Origin of the sequence: Geomobilimonas luticola (assembly GCF_018476905.1) — a bacterium.
Taxonomy (GTDB): domain Bacteria; phylum Desulfobacterota; class Desulfuromonadia; order Geobacterales; family Geobacteraceae; genus Geomobilimonas; species Geomobilimonas luticola.
Genome location: NZ_JAHCVK010000001.1, coordinates 686,414 through 702,352 on the forward strand (window position 1 = coordinate 686,414; position 15,939 = coordinate 702,352).

A 15,939-nucleotide genomic window follows, 5' to 3' on the forward strand; every position below is an offset into this window, starting at 1 on the left:
AATTGTTAAGGAGTCCATCCATGAAGATGCGCATTGTGGTGATCGGTGCGAATGCCGCAGGGGCCAAGGCCGCGTCCAAGGCGAAGCGGATCAATCCCCACGCTGAGGTTACGCTTGTAGACAGAGGGAACTTCATCTCCTACGGGGCGTGCGGCATTCCCTATTATGTGTCCGACACCGTGGCCGATGTGAAGGAGCTGATGAGCACACCTGTCGGTGTTGTGCGTGATGCCTCCTTTTTCAACAAGGTGAAGGGGGTGAAGGTCCTCACCGGCACGGAGGCCGTTGCCATCAACCGGGAAGTCAGGACGGTGGAACTTTTGGAGACGTCTACTGCGAGAAGATACGTCCTCGACTACGATCGGTTGGTGCTCGCAACCGGCAGCACTCCGTTCCTTCCCTCCTTTGACAACAACAATCTCCAGGGGATCCTGACGGTGAAATCCATCGAGGATGCGGAGCTGCTCAAGTCCCATGCTGTTGCGGGGAAACAGGCCTGCATCGTGGGGGCCGGGCTAATCGGACTGGAGACGGCGGAGGCACTCAGGCAGAAGGGGCTCGATGTCACGGTGATGGAGATGCGGGATCAGGTGCTGCCGGGGGTGCTGGATGCCGAGATGGCCGCACTGGTGGAGAAGCATCTCCGGATGAACGGCGTGCGGGTCATGACCTCCTGCCGGGTCACCGGGTTTACCGGTGCCGGCCGGGTGGAGGGGGTTATTGCCGACAAAGGGGGGGTGGCCGCCCAGCTGGTGGTGGTTGCGCCCGGCGTCCGTCCCAACAGCGGGCTCGCCCGGGAGGCGGGGCTTGAGATCGGTGCCACCGGGGCCATTGCCGTCGACTCGCGCATGCAGACCAGCGACCCCCGCATCTTCGCCTGTGGCGATTGCTGCGAATCCCTCCACCTGGTCACGGGGGGGAAGGTGTTCGTTCCCCTCGGGAGCACGGCGAACAAGCAGGGGAGGGTGGCCGGCATCAACGCGGCGGGGGGAGAGGCGACATTTCCGGGGATTCTGGGGACCTCCATCCTCAAGGTCTTTACCATAAATGCGGGGAAGACGGGGCTGACCGAAGCCGAGGCCAAAGCCTGTGGCTACGGGGTGGAGACGGTCCTCTCTCCCGCTCCCGACAAGGCCCACTTCTTTCCCGGCGCCAGGCCGATTGCATTGAAGATCGTGGCGGAACGGGAGACCGGCAGGATCCTCGGTCTCCAGGCCGTGGGCGAAGGGGCTGTGGACAAGCGGCTGGATGCGGCTGCCGCCGCCATCACCTTCAAGGCCACGGCCGATCAGCTCTCCCAGCTCGATCTCGCCTATGCGCCCCCCTACTCGGCGGCCATGGACAATCTCATCGTTGCCGCCGACATCCTCAAGAACAAGCTGGCCGGCCATGCCCGCGGCATCTCTGCCGGTGAGGTGAAGCGCAAGCTCGACGAGGGGGACGACTTCATCCTGTTGGACGTCCGTTCCCCCGCCGAACACGCAGAAGTGGGGATCGAGGGGGCGAAGCTCATCCCGCTGGGAGCGTTGCGGGAAAAACTGGATTCCCTCCCCAGGGACAAGGAGATCGTCACCTTCTGCAAGATCAGCCTTCGGGGGTATGAGGCCCAGAAGATCCTGGACGGGGCAGGCTTCGGCAAAACCCGCTTCCTGGATGGCGGCATCATGATGTGGCCCTATGAGTTGAGGCGGGGGTAGCCTCACGAGCTGCGGCGGTTGGGAGGGGGTCAGCGCTCCAGATGGTGAAGCAGTTCCGGCAGCTTCTCTTCCTCCAGGGGCACGGGGCGCATGGTGGAGCCGTGGCGCACCCTGCGCGGGTTCTTGAGCCACGTTTTCAGCCTCTCCACGGTCCACGGCAGCTTCCCTTCAAATGTGCGGGGGTAGAATTCGGAGAAAATCCCGGAAAGATTCGGCCCCGCATCCCCCGTCCCCAGTCCGCCGTACTGCTCCGAAAGGAGCCGGTGACACGGGCCGCAGCTGGCGGCAAACCCTTCCTCCCGTTTCCCCCCCCTCTCCGCGAAATGCACGACCTGCGGCAGTTCCCGCCGCTCTTCCCCGGCAGCCATCCCCCCCGCCATGATCGCGTTGACCAGTGCAACCCCCTGTCGGTCGGTGACGTGGAAATCGGGCATGAACACCGCGGGACGGGTTATGGCCTGCTGGATGGCCAGGGGAGGGGTCGTTGCGTAGAGCCTGTCCAGGTTGGAGGCGCGCCGGTTCCCCTTGCCGGCAATCCGGTGGCAGCGCCGGCAGGCGAACCGGTCGATCAGCTGTTTCCCTTCCCGTACCCGGGGGGAATCGCCGCCAAGGGTGAAGTAGACCAGGCTGCCAGGGATCATGTCCCGATGGGCGATATTTTCCCGGTCGGAGCGGTCGTTTCCCCGGTGGCACGAGGTGCAGCTCCCCCGGCCGACATAGTGAGGGGCGTGGCAGGAGAGGCAGAGGGGTGGCCTCTTTCCTGTCCCGGCCTCGGCTCCACCGGCGATCACGAGGAGCAGCATCAGAATGGCGACACGAAATTCCAATTCTCCCCCCGGAAAAACAGCGCGACGATGGTAAGCAGCACAATGGCGAGGAATATGGCCAGGGTGAAGATGGTGAGAGGGAGGCGTTCCCGGGCACACCACCGTCCCCGCTCCGGAACGGGGAGGAACCCGAACCATGGCAGGAAAAGGAAGATGAGGGCGATGCCGATCACGCCGTAGATGAGCGTTTTGTCGTAACTCACCAGTTCCTGTATCCAGAGGAGAAACCAGGCAGATTTCACCGGGTTGGGAACGTTGCCGATGGAGGCCTGTTCCTGGAGCGGAGCGGGGATGAGTGCCGCCAGGGCCAGGAGAACGCAGACGGTCAGCGCCAGGGAGCGCTTTACCAGCCGGAAAAAAACGGGGGAGCTTTTTACGTAGCCTCTCATAGGTAAGGGAGCACCCCCTTGTTCTTGCGGATATGGTAGAAGTGGAGCAGTGAAAGGAAGAGGGTCAGCGTCGGCACGACGATGATGTGGAGCGCATAGAAACGGATGAGGGACAGGGTCTCACCCACGCCGTCGGGCACCAGTATCCCCTTTGCCATATTCCCCAGGGGTGCCGTTTCCAGCAGTTTCATGCCGGTCTGGGTCGCCCAGAGGGCGAGCTGGTCAAGGGGGAGGAGGTAGCCGGTGTAGGCCTCGAATATCGCCAGGCAGAGGAGGGAGAAGCCGATGACCCAGTTGCGCTGCCGGGGCTTTGCGTATGCCCCCGTGAGGATGACCCGCAGGGTGTGGAGGAAGATGAGCAGCAGGAACCCGTGGGATGCCAGCCGGTGGAGGCTTCGCACGTAACGTCCGCCGAAGACGGAGGTTTCGAGAAAGAGGATGGAGTCGAACGCCTCCCGCGGCGACGGCCGGTAGTAGAAGAGGAGCAGGATGCCGGTGGCGACGAGCACCATGAAGGTGGTGAACGCCATCCCCCCGAGGCAGAAGGTATAGCTGATCCGAAGGTTCTTCTTGAGAACGACCCGGGGGAAAAGATGCTTGAAAAAATCCTTGAACATGTCAGGCGTTCCCTCCCCGCGATCTCCCCGTGACCACCAGGTATTCTCCGTCCGATGCCACGGCCAGCGCCGCGAGGGGCTCCGTGGCGGGCCCGCTCAGCAGTTCCCCCCTCTGGTTGAACCTGCTGCCGTGGCAGGGGCAGACCATCCCCGTCGGGGTGACTGCTACTGTGCAGCCGAGGTGGGGGCAGACGAGGCTCAGGGCGATTATATTCCCTTCCTCACGAACGAGGGCGATGCGCGATTCCCGGTAGACAAGGGCGCCGTGGGAGGGGAGCTCGGCTTTCGGCACCCGGAGCAGCATCTCCCGTTTTGCCTTCCGCGGCACGAGAAACCGCCATATCCCGCCCGCAGCGGCCAGTAAGGTCACTAGCGCGACGATGAACTGTCGACGCGATTGACGAGGCTTTTCCATTTCTCCACGTACCCCTTCGTGTAGGCCGGCGTACGCGCCGACATTTCCCGGTACCGCTTCTCCTCCAGGAACGAACCGTTTACCATCCGCTGGCCGGTGCGGTCCCAGAAGGAATCCAGCGACATGCCGTCCTCCCGGAGCCGGTAGATGCGCTCCTCCGGCTTTTCCAGGAGGAAGCGGCGCCGGTTGTCATGGCACCCGTCGCACAGGGGGGTCCCCCGCCGGACGGTGTGGGGGAAAAAAGCGCGCCATTCCGCCGCCAGGAGCCGGTTTTCGGCCCCGGACACGTTGTCTCCCCTGATCTCGGTAAAGTAGGCGATAAATTCCGGCCGGACGGGACTGACCCGGCCGGCAGCGTTGACGCCGAGCGGTGGCGCATCCTGCGTCTTCAGGTAGACGCTCTTTACGTACTCGCCGTCGTTGTTTCGCAGCCGGTACTGGTTCTGGAGAGTGCTGTCGATGAAGCGGAGGTAAAAAGTACCGTACTCCTGGGGAGCCCAGGCGGAATGGCATGCGTAACACTCCATCTTTTCCAGATGGGCAGCAATCCGGTGTTCGAGGACCTTCCTGTCCGGCCGGTGACAGTCGGTGCAACCCCTGGCGGACTTCCGGCCGGAGAGAAAGCTTGCCATGTCGTGGCAGGCGGCACAGCCAAGTCCTTTTTCGAAGTGGACGTCGGGGAGCATCTTCAGGAACGGTTCCCCCTGGAACTCCACCCCCCGCTGGTAGCGCCCATGTTCCTCCCGCGGGGCCCTCCCCGCAAATTCGGCGCCGGTAAAGTACCCCTTGTGACAGGCGAGGCAGGCACTGTCATGGGGGCGGGCGACCCGGTGTCCGTTGCCGCCGTGACAGTCCAGACAGCTCCGGACGTGGCATTCGCCGCAGTTTTTCGCGAAGAACGCCGGGTCGTGCCGCCCGTAGGTGCGCTGTACGAAATCCCGCTCGCTGCTCCGGGTGGCCATGACATGTCCCGCCATCCCTTCGTACCCCCGGTGGCAGCCGGTACAGCCGGTGGCCTTGCCGGCAAAGGAGGCGGGGTCCGGGGACGGACGCGCTTCGTTCCCGTGGCAGGAAAGGCAGGAGAGCCCTCCGTGCTTACCCGTCAGGGTAACCCGGTGGCAGACCGTGCAGTTTTCAGCCCCCCTGGCGTCAGCGGGACCGGTTGCCATCCAGAAGACGGCGATGAAGAGCATCATCCAGCGCACGGTAATCGATCCTTTTCCGGTAGATGGGGTCCGCTGCCTTGTCATGGCAGACCAGGCATTCGTTGAGGGCCAGCGTCCGCTTGACCTCTCTCCCGTCGAGGGGGCGGGAGTTTTCGCGGGTAATGGCGGAGAAGGCTTTCACCTTCCCCTCCCGCATGGTGAGGAATCCGTCGAGGGGCTTGTCGGCAGATTTCTCGCAGATAAGGGTCCCCCGGATGGTCCCCCCCTCCACCACATGCTGGCCGAAGCCGAGAAACGCCGGGTTCCCGTGGCACTCGGAGCAGCCGACCGCCCTCGTGCCGGTGTTGTGGGAGTAGAACGGCGCGAAGCGGAGCTGGGGTTTCCCCTTGTACCGGGCGACGTATTCGTTCCGGGACAGGGTGCCGTCAGGTTCCACGACGGTGACGAAGGTCTGGCAGCCGGGGGTGACGGGGGAGATCCTGCCCCGCTGGTTCAGTGCCAGGGGGAAGGGGTAGAGCATCCGGTAGTCCTCGGTTTCGCTGAACCGGCCGGGGGTCTCCCGCTTCTTGATGAAATCCATCCCGTCCAATGTCTTGTCGTAACGGGTGTGGCACCCGTAACACTGGACCACCGTGCGGGAGTGGCAGGCATGGCATTCGAGCCGGCCATGGCCGACGATGGTGTGTTCCGGCGTGCCGGTGATCACCTTGCTCCGGAAAACCCTGCCGCTTTTCTTGCCGAGGAGCAGGACATTGCCGTCGGCGACAAATACGTTGGAGTAGGGGCGCCCCTTGGCGGTCAGGACCATCTCCATCCCCGGCCGCATCTGCATCCTGTACCGCTTCGACTCCCTTACCGGTTCCTCGTTCTCCCTCGTGATGACGGAGAAGCGGGGGGGGGATTTTTCGCTGCCGTGGCAGTCCTCGCAGGCGATTTCGGTCTGCTGGTACATGTTCTCGTAGGCATAGCCGTCCCCCATGGTGTCGCGGGAGGTGTGGCAGTCGATGCACTCCATCCCGGCGGCGTGGTGGACGTCCGGGGCGATCCGGACCACGTTGCGTCCGCCGCTGATCATGGCGGGCCCCGGCTTCCCGCCGCGGGTGGGAACCAGGCTGTTGTTGCCGTCGTAGAGCCCCTGGTAGGAAAGGGCGATCCTCCCGCTCCGGTTGTGGCAGCGGAAGCAGACGTCGTTGCCGGGCAGAGCGGCAAGGGCATGGGATGCCGCAGCGGGGAGTTTCCCCCGTATGGTCCGGTCGTTCCCCCCGTAGGTCCCCTGGTCGTTGTAGGGGAAGTGGCAGGCAGCGCAGCCCGACCCATGGCTCGCCGCGAGGACATTACTCGTTTCGCTTCCCACGTGGCATTGGGAGCAGAATTTGCGGTACAGCTCTCCCGACAGGTTGTTCAGCTCAACGACGCCGGCCAGCTGCAACGGCCTGCCCGCCCCGTCGAACGTTCCGGTCTGGCGGGTGGCGAAGAGCCGCGGGTCGTTTCCTTCCCACGTGAGCTGGATGTTCTTGATCATCCCCGTGTTCGTCTGCATGAGGTTCGATTGCACCCGTTCGAGCTGGTAGCGGTGACAGGTTCCGCACGATTTATCCCACGTTTCGGGGTCGGCGGGGTTGTTCCGGCCATACATGCCGCGGTGGGATGCATCCTTCTCCTTCACCCGGTCATTCCCGCCATGGCAGGATGTGCAGGAGGGGTGACTGGCGGAGGCCGCTTCTATCCCCCGGTGACACGATTCGCAGGTCGACGTTCCCCTGGTGCAACCGGTGAGAAGCATGAGCAGCATCGAAAAAATGATGACGGCACTGTTGGGTATGATAGGCATGGCCTCGGCAGGGACGCTTTCCGGAATGGCCTACTATACTGCAACCATGGGCAAATATCCAGTTGCTCGCCGGTCCGGTCCGAAAAAAATGGCCGGCGAAGGGCTCGCCGGCCAAGAACATGAAGGAGGTTGCAGCATTATTTTCCGGTCTTGCTGATGCTGACCGTCTTGCTGGCTTCCTGCCAGAGGAACGGGTCAGTTTTTTTCGTGCCGAAGGGGAGATACCAGAGCTTGACCTCGATATCCAGGTCGTAGGCGGCCGGCCTGCTGACAAACTTGCCGTCCACCTCGAGCTCCTCGAGGGGGAACATGATGTCGAACCGTTCGTGGACCGTTTTCCCCGGAGGCAGTCCGTTGTCCTCGATGATGCCGCTCTTCTCGTAGGGGCCGCGCCCCATCCGGTCACCCCGTCCCAGTTGCTGGGGAACCGGCATGTAGATCTTCTCCTGGTTGAACACCTCAACGCCATCCTTGGTTTTTGCTATGACCGACAGAACCAGTCGGTTGGGGGTCGGTCAGCCATCGGGGATGGAGTGCCCGGTACGGTTGGTCATTTCCACTTTTACGACTGCCTTCGGCTTGATCTCGGCGCCGTCACGCCAGTGGTAGCCGTAGGATTCCATCTTGAAATCCACCGCCGCCTTGGCCATGGCCGGGTCACGGTAGGACTGGATGTTGTGACCGAGCTTGCTCTTCTTCATGTGGCATTCCTGGCAGCTGTCCTGGCCCCCCTCCGACTTGTAGGCCCAGAGATAGCTCCCGTAGGAGGTGCAGCACTGGGTCGGTTCGTCAAGCTCCATGTTCGGTCCCATGCCATGGCACTGGCCGCACTGGATCGCTTCGCTCATGATGGGGCTTACTGCCATTTTGGGGAACTTGTCCGAGGGATGGTCGCCGTCCTTCGACCCGTAAACCACCCCTGCCTTCGGGTAGCCGTCCTGCCACTTGTGGGTGATGGCATTGCGGTTGTGGCAGACGAGGCAGTTGATGTTGACGCTCTTGAGCTTGTCTTCAAACTGCTTGGCTGCAACCTTGTCTTTCTTTTTCTGGGCGTCCTTCCAGCTGTAGAGGGTGTTGACGAGCTCCTGGGCCACCGAGTCCTCCGCATCGGCCAGCTGCGGCAGGTGGCACTTGGCGCACCCCATCAGGTGCTCCACCTTGACGTCCTTCGGGCTCTTCACCCCCGAATAGGGCTGTTCCATGAGCCCGTTTTCGATGGCGGACATTATGGTCGACGCCGTTCTTCCCGTTCCGTAGATCGAGCGCGAATGGATGGACTTCTGCGCTTCGTCATGCTTGTCCTGGTGGCATTCGATGCAGGAGCTGGAGTCGTACATCTTTGCCAGTTCGGCAAGGGTTTTCGCCTTGCCCGACTTTGCGGCAATGGTCTCTTTCAGGCCTATGCCCGCCTTGCCGTCGGCCAATGCCGGTCCGGTCAGGAGGGCAGTGGCCGCCAGAAAGGCCAGGGTGCCGGTTACGCTGAATTTCATCATCTTCCTCCCCTGTAGTGATAAGACGCGGAATGCAGCCGTTTCAGCACCCCTGGAGTTCGTCGCCGGCAGATTCGCTGATGGTCATGGTGCTGTCGGCCTTGATTTTTGCCGCCTTGGCCTTGCCGAATTTCAGCACGACCGTATTCCCCTTTACCTCCACTACCATGGGGGCTCCCCCCATCGCCTCGACGTTGGTGCCTTTTTTCACCCAGGCGGGGATATCCTTTTCCGCCGTCACCGTTACCTTTTCCCCGTCAATGGCGGATACTTTTCCCTTGAATGATTCGGCGGCAAAGGCTGCCGTGGCAAAGGCGGCCATGGCGAACAGAACGGAAATTTTCGTGAGCAGTCGTTTCATTGCAGATTCTCCTTTTGTTAGTGATGGTTCGAACGTTGAGAAGCGTGGAGGGGTTTGCGGTCATTCCACCGGGGGTGCCCATTCGATGCGGACGGGCGGTTTGCCGACTGCCGTAGGTGTGCCGGTATTGCGTTGGGGCGTTGGTGCCGTTTCACCGGCCGTTTTGCTGCTGTCAGCTTTCGGGGGTGATGGCGGGGTGGCGGCGGCTGCGTTGTCGTCCTGATAGCTGATGCTTACGATCCCGCTGCTCGGTTCGTCGAGGCGAAAGGTCTGGACCTTGCCGGAGCGGTATTGTATCTGTACGTAGTCGGCGCAGGCCGCGCCTCCTGCCAGGGCAAGGCAGACCGGCAGCAGTATCAGGGTGGTGAGGGGCTTCATCGCGTTTCCTTCCATGCTTCCTTTGTGCCGCCTGGATGTGCGGCGTGACCTCTGGGGGGAGGGACGGTCCGTGGTCGTGAGAGCCTGCACCAGGGACCGCCCCTTGTCCGGTTTATCAGAATATCAACTGCAGCTGGGCGATGAAGGTGGTGAAGTCTTTGCTCCTCAGCCCACCAACGGTCCCCTCGGTGCCGAAATCGGTGCGGGAGACCTCCGCGGTAAGTTTCAGATTCTGACCACGGAAGTAGTAATTTGCGCCGCCGCCATACCAGTCGACTTTCTGGTCGAAGATGTTGTTGAGGCTGGCGAAACGCCACTTCTCGTAACGGCCGAAGAACTGCAGCGGCAGGTTGGGGAGCATGTAGCCGGCCTTGGCGTACCAGCCGTTCTTCTGCCCGTTGATGCCGATGACCCCTTGGTCGGGATTGGCCCCTTTGTAAGCGTCGTCCAGGTCAACGTCCTCATAGGCTGCGGAAGCGGTGACGGTGCCGATCCCTTCGAGGGGATACTCGAAGAAGCCGTCGACCGTCCAGGCCTGGTAGTCCTTCCGGTCGGTCCTGGTGACCGTGTCGCCATAGGCGACCTCCGGCTCGAACTGGTAGGCGCCGCCGATGGTCAGGACCTTCTTCTTGCCCAGGTAGGTTCCCTTGTAGCCATAATCGTTCTCGGGGTCGAGCAGTGATACGTGACCACGGACAGAGTAGCGGAAGTTGGAGCTGGGAGCGGTATCCCCCGAAACGGCCTTGCGCCCTTCCATGGCGTCGACGCGGTACTGGAAGATGTCGTTGAACAGGTTCCCCCACACTGCCACGCCGGTGTCGCGGGTGGTGGTATAGGCGGTCCGGACGAAGAGCGACCGGTCGAGGGTCAGGGGCATTTCGCATGCCTCCAGGTTCTCGCGGGAGAGGTTGTACTTGAACTTGCCGGCGTTCACCCGGAAGCTGTCATGGAGCTTGAAGCGCATTACCGCGTCGAGGAGCTGGAATTCCGTCCCCTGGTTGGCGCTGGCGACGCCGAGGGTGGAGATGTTCTGGTCCTCGGTGAATTCGGTCTGGACATAGAGGCTCAGCATGTCGCCGTACTTGCCCATGAGCGCCAGCCGGTTGCGCCGGAAGTTGAAGTTGGTGGTGGTGTCGTCGTTGTTGTCGCCGCTGCCGGTATCCCGGACGGTCATCTGGAACTGCCCCTTGTAGTCGATCTGCAGGGCACCCTCGTCATCCGGCCCGAAGGTCATCTTCGGCCCGGCGAAGGCGGTGCCGGCGACCAGGAGCAAACCGGCCGCCATGGTGGAAATTCTTCCTGCCTTGGTGATCTTTATCATGCATGAACTCCTTTATTTGTCGGGTTTCCCCCTGCCGGGGCAGGGGGTGTCAAGCCATGACGCCATCAGCAGCCGCCGCCACCGCCGGCCGTTGCCCCTCCGCCGGTCGAGGTGGTAACGGGGCTGCGGTAGGCTGCGTCAGCCTTTTCGAGCTGGTTGCCATCGGCAAGAGACGGTTCGGGATTGTTGAGGCGGGTACTGTAGTTGATGATGTGGGTTGTTGTCAGCACTGTCGGTGTTCCAGAAATAGAGACTGTTTTTCCCACATTGTAGGTGAGACTGTCGGTCAGGAGACTCGTATCCCACACCGAACCGGCAATAAGCTTGCCGCCATTGGCGGTGCTGGATGACATTAGGCCCCACTGGCCCCAGGAGCCGTCGTACCAGACCGCTTTCATGGCGCCGGTTTCGACTTCGTTGTAATAGGCGTAGCCGTCAATGGCGAAGAACAGGGCAGAGGCGATATTGCCGGCCCGACAGATGGCATAGACCGATGTGGCCGTGGCCGGGATGTTCAGGCCCGTCTTGATGTCGGCAATGGGTTTGAACTGCTTCGTCGTTGCGTCAATAAGGTTGGCGTAGCTGTATGCCCGACCACCCTTTACCAGTCCCTCGAAGACGACGTATTTCGTCCCGTCGATCAGGTCGGTAGTCGGGCCGGGGACCGCCGGGGAGGTGGCGCGACCGTCAATGAAGTCGTTGGTTGAGGTACCGGCAGTGACAGCGGCAATCATCTCGGGCAGAGAGGCCCGCAGGTCGGTGCGGATTCTGCTGATGTTGTTGGGAGTTACACCGTAGGTGGATTTGGTGATGGTTGGAATCTCGGTAGTCATGGCAAAACCGGCAGCCTTCCAGGCCTTGTTGCCGCCATCCAGAACCTTCAGCCGATTTTTGGGAAAGCCCCAGTAACGGAACGTGGCATAGCCGCGGGTAAGGTTCCAGGGGGAGCCGACCTCGGTTTCGGAGGAGGTGAAGACGATGGTCGTGTTGGCGTCAATCCCCAGTTTCTGGATCAGAGCGTCCATCTTGGCGCCGGAAAGCACCATCTGCCCCGCCAGCATGGGGCCTTCATAACGGTTTTCCATCAGGTCGTTCGTCAGGTTGACATACTGGGCTCCCGGTATGTGGGCTCCGTTGTAGTTGGTTTCGGTGCTCACTTCGAGGAGGACAACCCGGTCATATCCCCCCGCCTTGTTCACCAGTCCTGCATCTGCCCACTGTTTCAAATCGGCTGCCTGAATCAGGGCGGTTGGCGTCTGCGTCGTTACCGCCGCGGCAGAGGGGTTGTCATACCCGCTTGTTCCGCATCCCCACAGACCGACGAGCGTGAGCATGGCGACGCCGAACAGCCCCGCCAGCATGATCCGCCCTTTTCTCCATACCTGCTGTGTCATAGTACCTCCCATCGAAGTGAATTCCGGCCGGGATGTCCCGGGCTCGGATGACAACCAATACGGGGTGAAACCTTCCTTGTTTTGATGCTAAATTACTAATATTAAAAACAATTAAAGTATTGACATTATACAATAAATTTAGTTTAACTATGAGTGAGTAATTCGCATGCCCCCCTTGCGTAAAACGCATGGGTACAAAGTCGCAGAGGGTACTTCCATGGATTTCGTACTCCTGAAGACATTCCTGAAGGTTGCGGCGGTCGGCAGCATCACGAAGGCCGCTGCCGTCCTGTTTGTCACCCAGTCGGCAGTCTCGCGGCGGATCAAGCTGCTGGAAGAGTACGTGGGGAGTCCGCTCTTCGAGCGGGCGGGGACGGTTCTGAAACCGACGGCTGCGGGGCAGCTGCTGATCGACCGGGGGCGCAAGATTCTCGAAATCGAGCATGATTTTTTCGACAACCTCACGACCCGCCAGGACAAACAAAAGATTTCCTTCTGCTGTACCCCTTCCCTCGGCATGCACCGCCTCTCCGGGTTTCTGGGTTCCTTCGTCGCCAGTCATGGCAAAACCATCGATCTCAGCTGCGTCTTCACCATGCCGGAGGAGGCACTGGCAGGCATTGACAGCGGGAGGTTCGACCTTGCTCTCATCGAGCATTGTGACGAAGTCGACCTGAAAAACCACGTCACCCACCAGCTCCCCGACGACGAAGTGGTGTTTGTCAGCAGCCCCTCACGGGGGATTCCCGAGGGGGAGGTAGGGGTGGAACGGCTCTTCGAAGAGCGGCTCTACCTGAAAAACCAACACGGCTGTGCCAAGCGGTTCATCGACAAGAACCTCCGGACGCTGGAACGTTCCTGCGGCGACTTTGCCGGCGTCGTTTACTTCGATGACCTTTCCTTTGTCATTAACGAGGTGCTGGCGGGAAACGGGATCAGTTTCGTGTCGAAGGGGTTTGTCGAAAAGGAGTTGCGGGCCGGGCAGCTGGTTTCCCACAGGGTTGCCGGCTTCCATCACTTCCGGCCCCGTACAATGATCCTTGCCAGGGAGCACCTGTCGCCCCTTGTGGAATCCTTCGTCCAGGCACTCTTTGCCGAATTCCGCATCAGCGGTTCATGTCGTTCCGGTACGAAGGCTGCTTCCGGTGCCTGAAACTGTCATGGCGGGAGCGAAACAGGGGCCACTTTTCAGAAGGAAAGGGGCCTTTTTTGCGAGCAGATGAGGGGGAGATGACATGCGGAAGGAGGGGGTGTCGGGAAGAGGCTATGGTTCATTCCACGTCCGGGCCGGCCGGGGCGGTCCGCTGGATGTACTTCTTCACCGTCCGCCGGTCGAGGCCGGTCCGGCGGGCGACCTCCTCATAGGTGCCGTGTCGTTGATGGAGGAGTGAGCAGTATGCTGCCAGCAGGGTCTGGGCATCGGTGGTTCCGGTCTCTATGTCGACACAAAGCTGTTCGCGCAGGCCGCTGCATGCACCTTGGCGGTCACCGTGATAATGCCGGCTGAGGATGAAGCGCCGCACCGCCTGTTCCAGTTCCCGGACGTTCCCTTTCCAGGGGTAGTGGGGCCCCAGGTCCCGCCGGATTCCCTCGCAGACCATTTCCGCCATGGACTTCCCTTCCGGACCGATCATGCGCGTCAAGATGCCGCCCACCAGCATTTCCAGCTCTTTCGGCTCCTCTTGCACCCTTTGCCGCAGCGACGGCACGGTGATGATATCGGAGCAGAGCCGGTAGTAGAAGTCATCGCGGAACTGTCCCTGTTGCCGCATTTCGTCCAGGGGTCTGTTGGTGGCGGCGATGACCCGGCCGTTGAAGCGGAGCCGGTCGTGCCCTCCTACCGGTGAAAAGGTCCGTTCCTGGAGGATCTGGAGAAGCTTGATCTGCACCGGTATGGAGACGTCGCCGATCTCGTCGAGGAATATGGAGCCGTGGGGGGTGCAGCGGGCGAATACCCCCTGGTGGTTTTCGATGGCGCCGGTGAAGGCGCCTTTTTTGTGGCCGAACAGTTCCGATTCCAGGAGCGATTCCGGGTACTGGGAGAGGTTGAGGGGGATGAAGTTGCGGGTGAAGCTCTCGCTGAAGCACCCCTTTCGCTCGTCGAAGGGGATGAAGCCGGAACGGCCGATGGCTGCCGCCGCCGCTCCCTTGCCGGTCCCGGTCTCGCCGAGCAGGAGGGTGGAGAAATCCTCCATCCGGTTCCAGAGATGGTTTTCATACCAGGTGATGTCGGAGGTGAAGACGTTGTTCCAGAGGTTCAACCGGAGGGTGTCCATGGAGGGGGCGAGGCCGGTGAGGGAATTTTCGATGAAGTAGAAGGCGCGGCGGATCTGGTAGAAGATGGCGAAGTAGCGCCGGGCATCGTCGCTGCCGATCCCCTGGGCGACCAGACCGGCAAGGACGTCACGGGCGAAGGGGACCTGGCAGGGGGTGTCCCCCGCTTCGATCTGGCGGAGGATGAAGGCGTCGAATTCGAAGCGGAAACGGTGGTAGACATCGAACAGGACCACCGTCCGGACGATTTCCCGGTCCTCTCCGGTGTAGCGGCGCAGGTCGGCTTTTCCCGCGGCCATGAGGCTGCGCACCCGTTCCTCCACACGGGCGATGGTCCTGGTTATCAGTTCGTCCCGGGAAACGGCCTGCGCCGCCCCGGCGATCTGCCGGTCGAACTCCACCCGCTCCCGGCTGAAAGGGTTGGTGAAGGCGGCTCGGGCCACCGTGGCGAAGAATTCCCTGTCCGTTGGGGACAGTTTCAGAGTCGGTTTCATGCACAAAATGTACATGACCCCTTCATGCAGTGTCAAGTGACTCCACGCTAAATTTTAGCTCTTTCCCATTTTCCTGCTTTATTTCTCCAGCACTATCGGTATGATAGGCGGACGTATCCCTCCTGGCACGGTCCCTGCGTTACCAACCCATGGAAACCCTCTCCCCGCCGGGGGGGACGCACCCGAGGAGCTGGAATTCATGACCGACTTTCCCATCATCGACATGCACTGCCACACCGCCGGTATCGGAGCGGGGGGGAGCGGCTGTTTCGTCTCTCCCGGTCTGCAGCGAAGCTGGAAATACCGGATCTATCTCAGGGCCTTCGGCATAACCCAGGCGGAACTGCTCCGCGAGGGGGATGGCCTGATACCGCGCCGCCTCTCCCGGACTCTCGCCGGGTCGCGCCGGGTCGCAGCCGCCGTGGTCCTGGCCATGGACGGCGTGGTTGACGAGAGGGGGGAGCTGGAGCGGGGCCAGACCGAAATCTATATCCCCAACGAATTCATCGCCGCTGCGGTGCGCTGCCATCCCAACCTCCTCTTCGGGGCGAGCGTCAACCCCTGCCGGGGCGATGCCCTGGAGCGGCTGGAGCGGGTCCATGCCGAGGGGGCGGTGCTCGTCAAGTGGCTCCCCTCCATCCAGCATATCGATCCGGCCGATCGGCGGCTCGTCCCGTTCTACCGCCGGCTCCGGGAGCTGGAGCTGCCCCTTTTGACCCACACCGGCGAGGAGAGCTCCTTCACCCGGTCGCGGGATGAACTGGGAGACCCGGAGCGTCTCCGCCTCCCCCTCCAGGAAGGGGTGACGGTCATTGCCGCCCACGCAGCGAGTAACGGCAGGAACGGGGGGGAGCCGAACCACCGGCGTTTTCTAAGGCTCTGTGCGGAGTTTCCCAATCTCCATGCCGACATCTCCGCCCTGACCCAGGTAAACCGGCTCGGACAGCTCTCCCGGCTGCTGAAGTACGAGGAGTTGCACGGGCGGCTCCTCTACGGTACCGACATGCCGCTTATCACCACCGGCATAACCTCCCCCTGGTTCCACGCCTATCGGCTGCCCCCCCCCACCCTTGCCCGGATTCTCGCCGAGAAGAATCCCTGGGACCGGGACGTGCTCCTCAAAGAGGCGTTGGGGGTGCCGGCAGAGGTATTCGGCAATACGGCGAAACTCTTGAGGCCACTCCTCCGGTGAGAGGCACAAACAAAAAAAGAATGGAACACGGATCGAATCTGAAAAAGGGATCAAAGCGGATTTTGAAACCAGGGGTCAGGTGTCATCCGCCGT

General features: G+C 61.7%; 15 protein-coding genes. 3 read left to right on the top strand and 12 right to left on the bottom strand.

Annotated features, from left to right (window positions below):
• Positions 1 to 20: 20 nt before the first annotated feature.
• A complete protein-coding gene (locus KI810_RS03255; protein ID WP_214174030.1) occupies positions 21 to 1,697 on the top strand; it encodes an FAD-dependent oxidoreductase in 1,677 nt (558 codons plus the stop codon).
• Positions 1,698 to 1,726: 29 nt separating this feature from the next.
• Here KI810_RS03255 and extS read toward each other — a convergent pair whose 3' ends face one another.
• The 11 genes from extS to extH form a co-directional block, all read right to left on the bottom strand.
• Positions 1,727 to 2,524 carry a selenite/tellurite reduction operon c-type cytochrome lipoprotein ExtS gene (extS, locus tag KI810_RS03260; RefSeq protein ID WP_246525129.1) on the bottom strand — a complete coding sequence of 266 codons (798 nt, stop codon included), beginning with the start codon at positions 2,522 to 2,524 and terminating at the stop codon, positions 1,727 to 1,729.
• Positions 2,500 to 2,913 (bottom strand): selenite/tellurite reduction operon b-type cytochrome membrane protein ExtQ, encoded by a 414-nt coding sequence (extQ, locus tag KI810_RS03265; RefSeq protein ID WP_214174031.1) that lies wholly within the window; start codon positions 2,911 to 2,913, stop codon positions 2,500 to 2,502. Before extQ ends, extS begins: the two co-directional genes overlap by 25 nt.
• Positions 2,910 to 3,530 (bottom strand): cytochrome b N-terminal domain-containing protein, encoded by a 621-nt coding sequence (locus tag KI810_RS03270; RefSeq protein ID WP_214174032.1) that lies wholly within the window; start codon positions 3,528 to 3,530, stop codon positions 2,910 to 2,912. The genes extQ and KI810_RS03270 overlap by 4 nt, the downstream gene beginning before the upstream one ends.
• Position 3,531: 1 nt before the next feature.
• Positions 3,532 to 3,945: a QcrA and Rieske domain-containing protein gene (locus tag KI810_RS03275; RefSeq protein WP_214174033.1), complete on the bottom strand. Its 414-nt coding sequence runs from the start codon at positions 3,943 to 3,945 to the stop codon at positions 3,532 to 3,534.
• The gene (gene extO / locus KI810_RS03280) at positions 3,900 to 5,150 is read right to left on the bottom strand and encodes a selenite/tellurite reduction operon b-type cytochrome iron-sulfur cluster-binding subunit ExtO (protein ID WP_214174034.1); all 1,251 of its coding nucleotides are present in this window, start codon (positions 5,148 to 5,150) and stop codon (positions 3,900 to 3,902) included. Before extO ends, KI810_RS03275 begins: the two co-directional genes overlap by 46 nt.
• Positions 5,095 to 6,942, bottom strand: a complete 1,848-nt coding sequence (extM, locus tag KI810_RS03285; RefSeq protein WP_214174035.1) for a selenite/tellurite reduction operon c-type cytochrome ExtM — start codon at positions 6,940 to 6,942, stop codon at positions 5,095 to 5,097. The genes extO and extM overlap by 56 nt, the downstream gene beginning before the upstream one ends.
• 137 nt (positions 6,943 to 7,079) lie before the next feature.
• The gene (gene extKL, locus KI810_RS03295) at positions 7,080 to 8,432 is read right to left on the bottom strand and encodes a multiheme c-type cytochrome (seleno)protein ExtKL (RefSeq protein WP_425513892.1); all 1,353 of its coding nucleotides are present in this window, start codon (positions 8,430 to 8,432) and stop codon (positions 7,080 to 7,082) included.
• A 43-nt stretch (positions 8,433 to 8,475) separates the two neighbouring features.
• Complete coding sequence (extJ, locus tag KI810_RS03300; protein ID WP_214174037.1) at positions 8,476 to 8,793, bottom strand: selenite/tellurite reduction operon protein ExtJ; 318 nt, start codon at positions 8,791 to 8,793, stop codon at positions 8,476 to 8,478.
• Positions 8,794 to 8,853: 60 nt separating this feature from the next.
• Entirely contained in the window at positions 8,854 to 9,171 is a 318-nt protein-coding gene (locus KI810_RS03305; protein WP_214174038.1) for a hypothetical protein, read from the bottom strand.
• Positions 9,172 to 9,286: 115 nt separating this feature from the next.
• Entirely contained in the window at positions 9,287 to 10,492 is a 1,206-nt protein-coding gene (extI, locus tag KI810_RS03310; protein ID WP_214174039.1) for a selenite/tellurite reduction operon porin ExtI, read from the bottom strand.
• 65 nt (positions 10,493 to 10,557) lie between these two features.
• Positions 10,558 to 11,886, bottom strand: a complete 1,329-nt coding sequence (gene extH / locus KI810_RS03315; protein ID WP_214174040.1) for a selenite/tellurite reduction operon rhodanese-like protein ExtH — start codon at positions 11,884 to 11,886, stop codon at positions 10,558 to 10,560.
• A gap of 217 nt (positions 11,887 to 12,103) precedes the next feature.
• Here extH and KI810_RS03320 point away from each other — a divergent pair, with 217 nt between their 5' ends.
• Entirely contained in the window at positions 12,104 to 13,039 is a 936-nt protein-coding gene (locus KI810_RS03320; RefSeq protein ID WP_214174041.1) for a LysR family transcriptional regulator, read from the top strand.
• A 118-nt stretch (positions 13,040 to 13,157) separates the two neighbouring features.
• On the opposite strand, the gene KI810_RS03325 is transcribed toward KI810_RS03320, so the two are convergent.
• Complete coding sequence (locus KI810_RS03325) at positions 13,158 to 14,669, bottom strand: sigma-54-dependent transcriptional regulator (protein ID WP_246525130.1); 1,512 nt, start codon at positions 14,667 to 14,669, stop codon at positions 13,158 to 13,160.
• Positions 14,670 to 14,853: 184 nt separating this feature from the next.
• On the opposite strand from KI810_RS03325, the gene KI810_RS03330 reads away from it, so the two are divergent.
• Positions 14,854 to 15,846, top strand: a complete 993-nt coding sequence (locus KI810_RS03330; protein WP_214174042.1) for an amidohydrolase family protein — start codon at positions 14,854 to 14,856, stop codon at positions 15,844 to 15,846.
• Positions 15,847 to 15,939: the final 93 nt, after the last annotated feature.

Excerpts from the sequence above, each read along its gene's own strand:
- KI810_RS03255 (WP_214174030.1), top strand. The coding sequence starts at position 21 with ATGAAGATGCGCATTGTGGTGATCGGTGCGAATGCCGCAGGGGCCAAG.
- extQ (WP_214174031.1), bottom strand. The coding sequence starts at position 2,913 with ATGAGAGGCTACGTAAAAAGCTCCCCCGTTTTTTTCCGGCTGGTAAAG.
- KI810_RS03270 (WP_214174032.1), bottom strand. The coding sequence starts at position 3,530 with ATGTTCAAGGATTTTTTCAAGCATCTTTTCCCCCGGGTCGTTCTCAAG.
- KI810_RS03275 (WP_214174033.1), bottom strand. The coding sequence starts at position 3,945 with ATGGAAAAGCCTCGTCAATCGCGTCGACAGTTCATCGTCGCGCTAGTG.
- extM (WP_214174035.1), bottom strand. The coding sequence starts at position 6,942 with ATGCCTATCATACCCAACAGTGCCGTCATCATTTTTTCGATGCTGCTC.
- extJ (WP_214174037.1), bottom strand. The coding sequence starts at position 8,793 with ATGAAACGACTGCTCACGAAAATTTCCGTTCTGTTCGCCATGGCCGCC.
- KI810_RS03305 (WP_214174038.1), bottom strand. The coding sequence starts at position 9,171 with ATGAAGCCCCTCACCACCCTGATACTGCTGCCGGTCTGCCTTGCCCTG.
- extI (WP_214174039.1), bottom strand. The coding sequence starts at position 10,492 with ATGATAAAGATCACCAAGGCAGGAAGAATTTCCACCATGGCGGCCGGT.
- extH (WP_214174040.1), bottom strand. The coding sequence starts at position 11,886 with ATGACACAGCAGGTATGGAGAAAAGGGCGGATCATGCTGGCGGGGCTG.
- KI810_RS03320 (WP_214174041.1), top strand. The coding sequence starts at position 12,104 with ATGGATTTCGTACTCCTGAAGACATTCCTGAAGGTTGCGGCGGTCGGC.
- KI810_RS03325 (WP_246525130.1), bottom strand. The coding sequence starts at position 14,669 with ATGTACATTTTGTGCATGAAACCGACTCTGAAACTGTCCCCAACGGAC.
- KI810_RS03330 (WP_214174042.1), top strand. The coding sequence starts at position 14,854 with ATGACCGACTTTCCCATCATCGACATGCACTGCCACACCGCCGGTATC.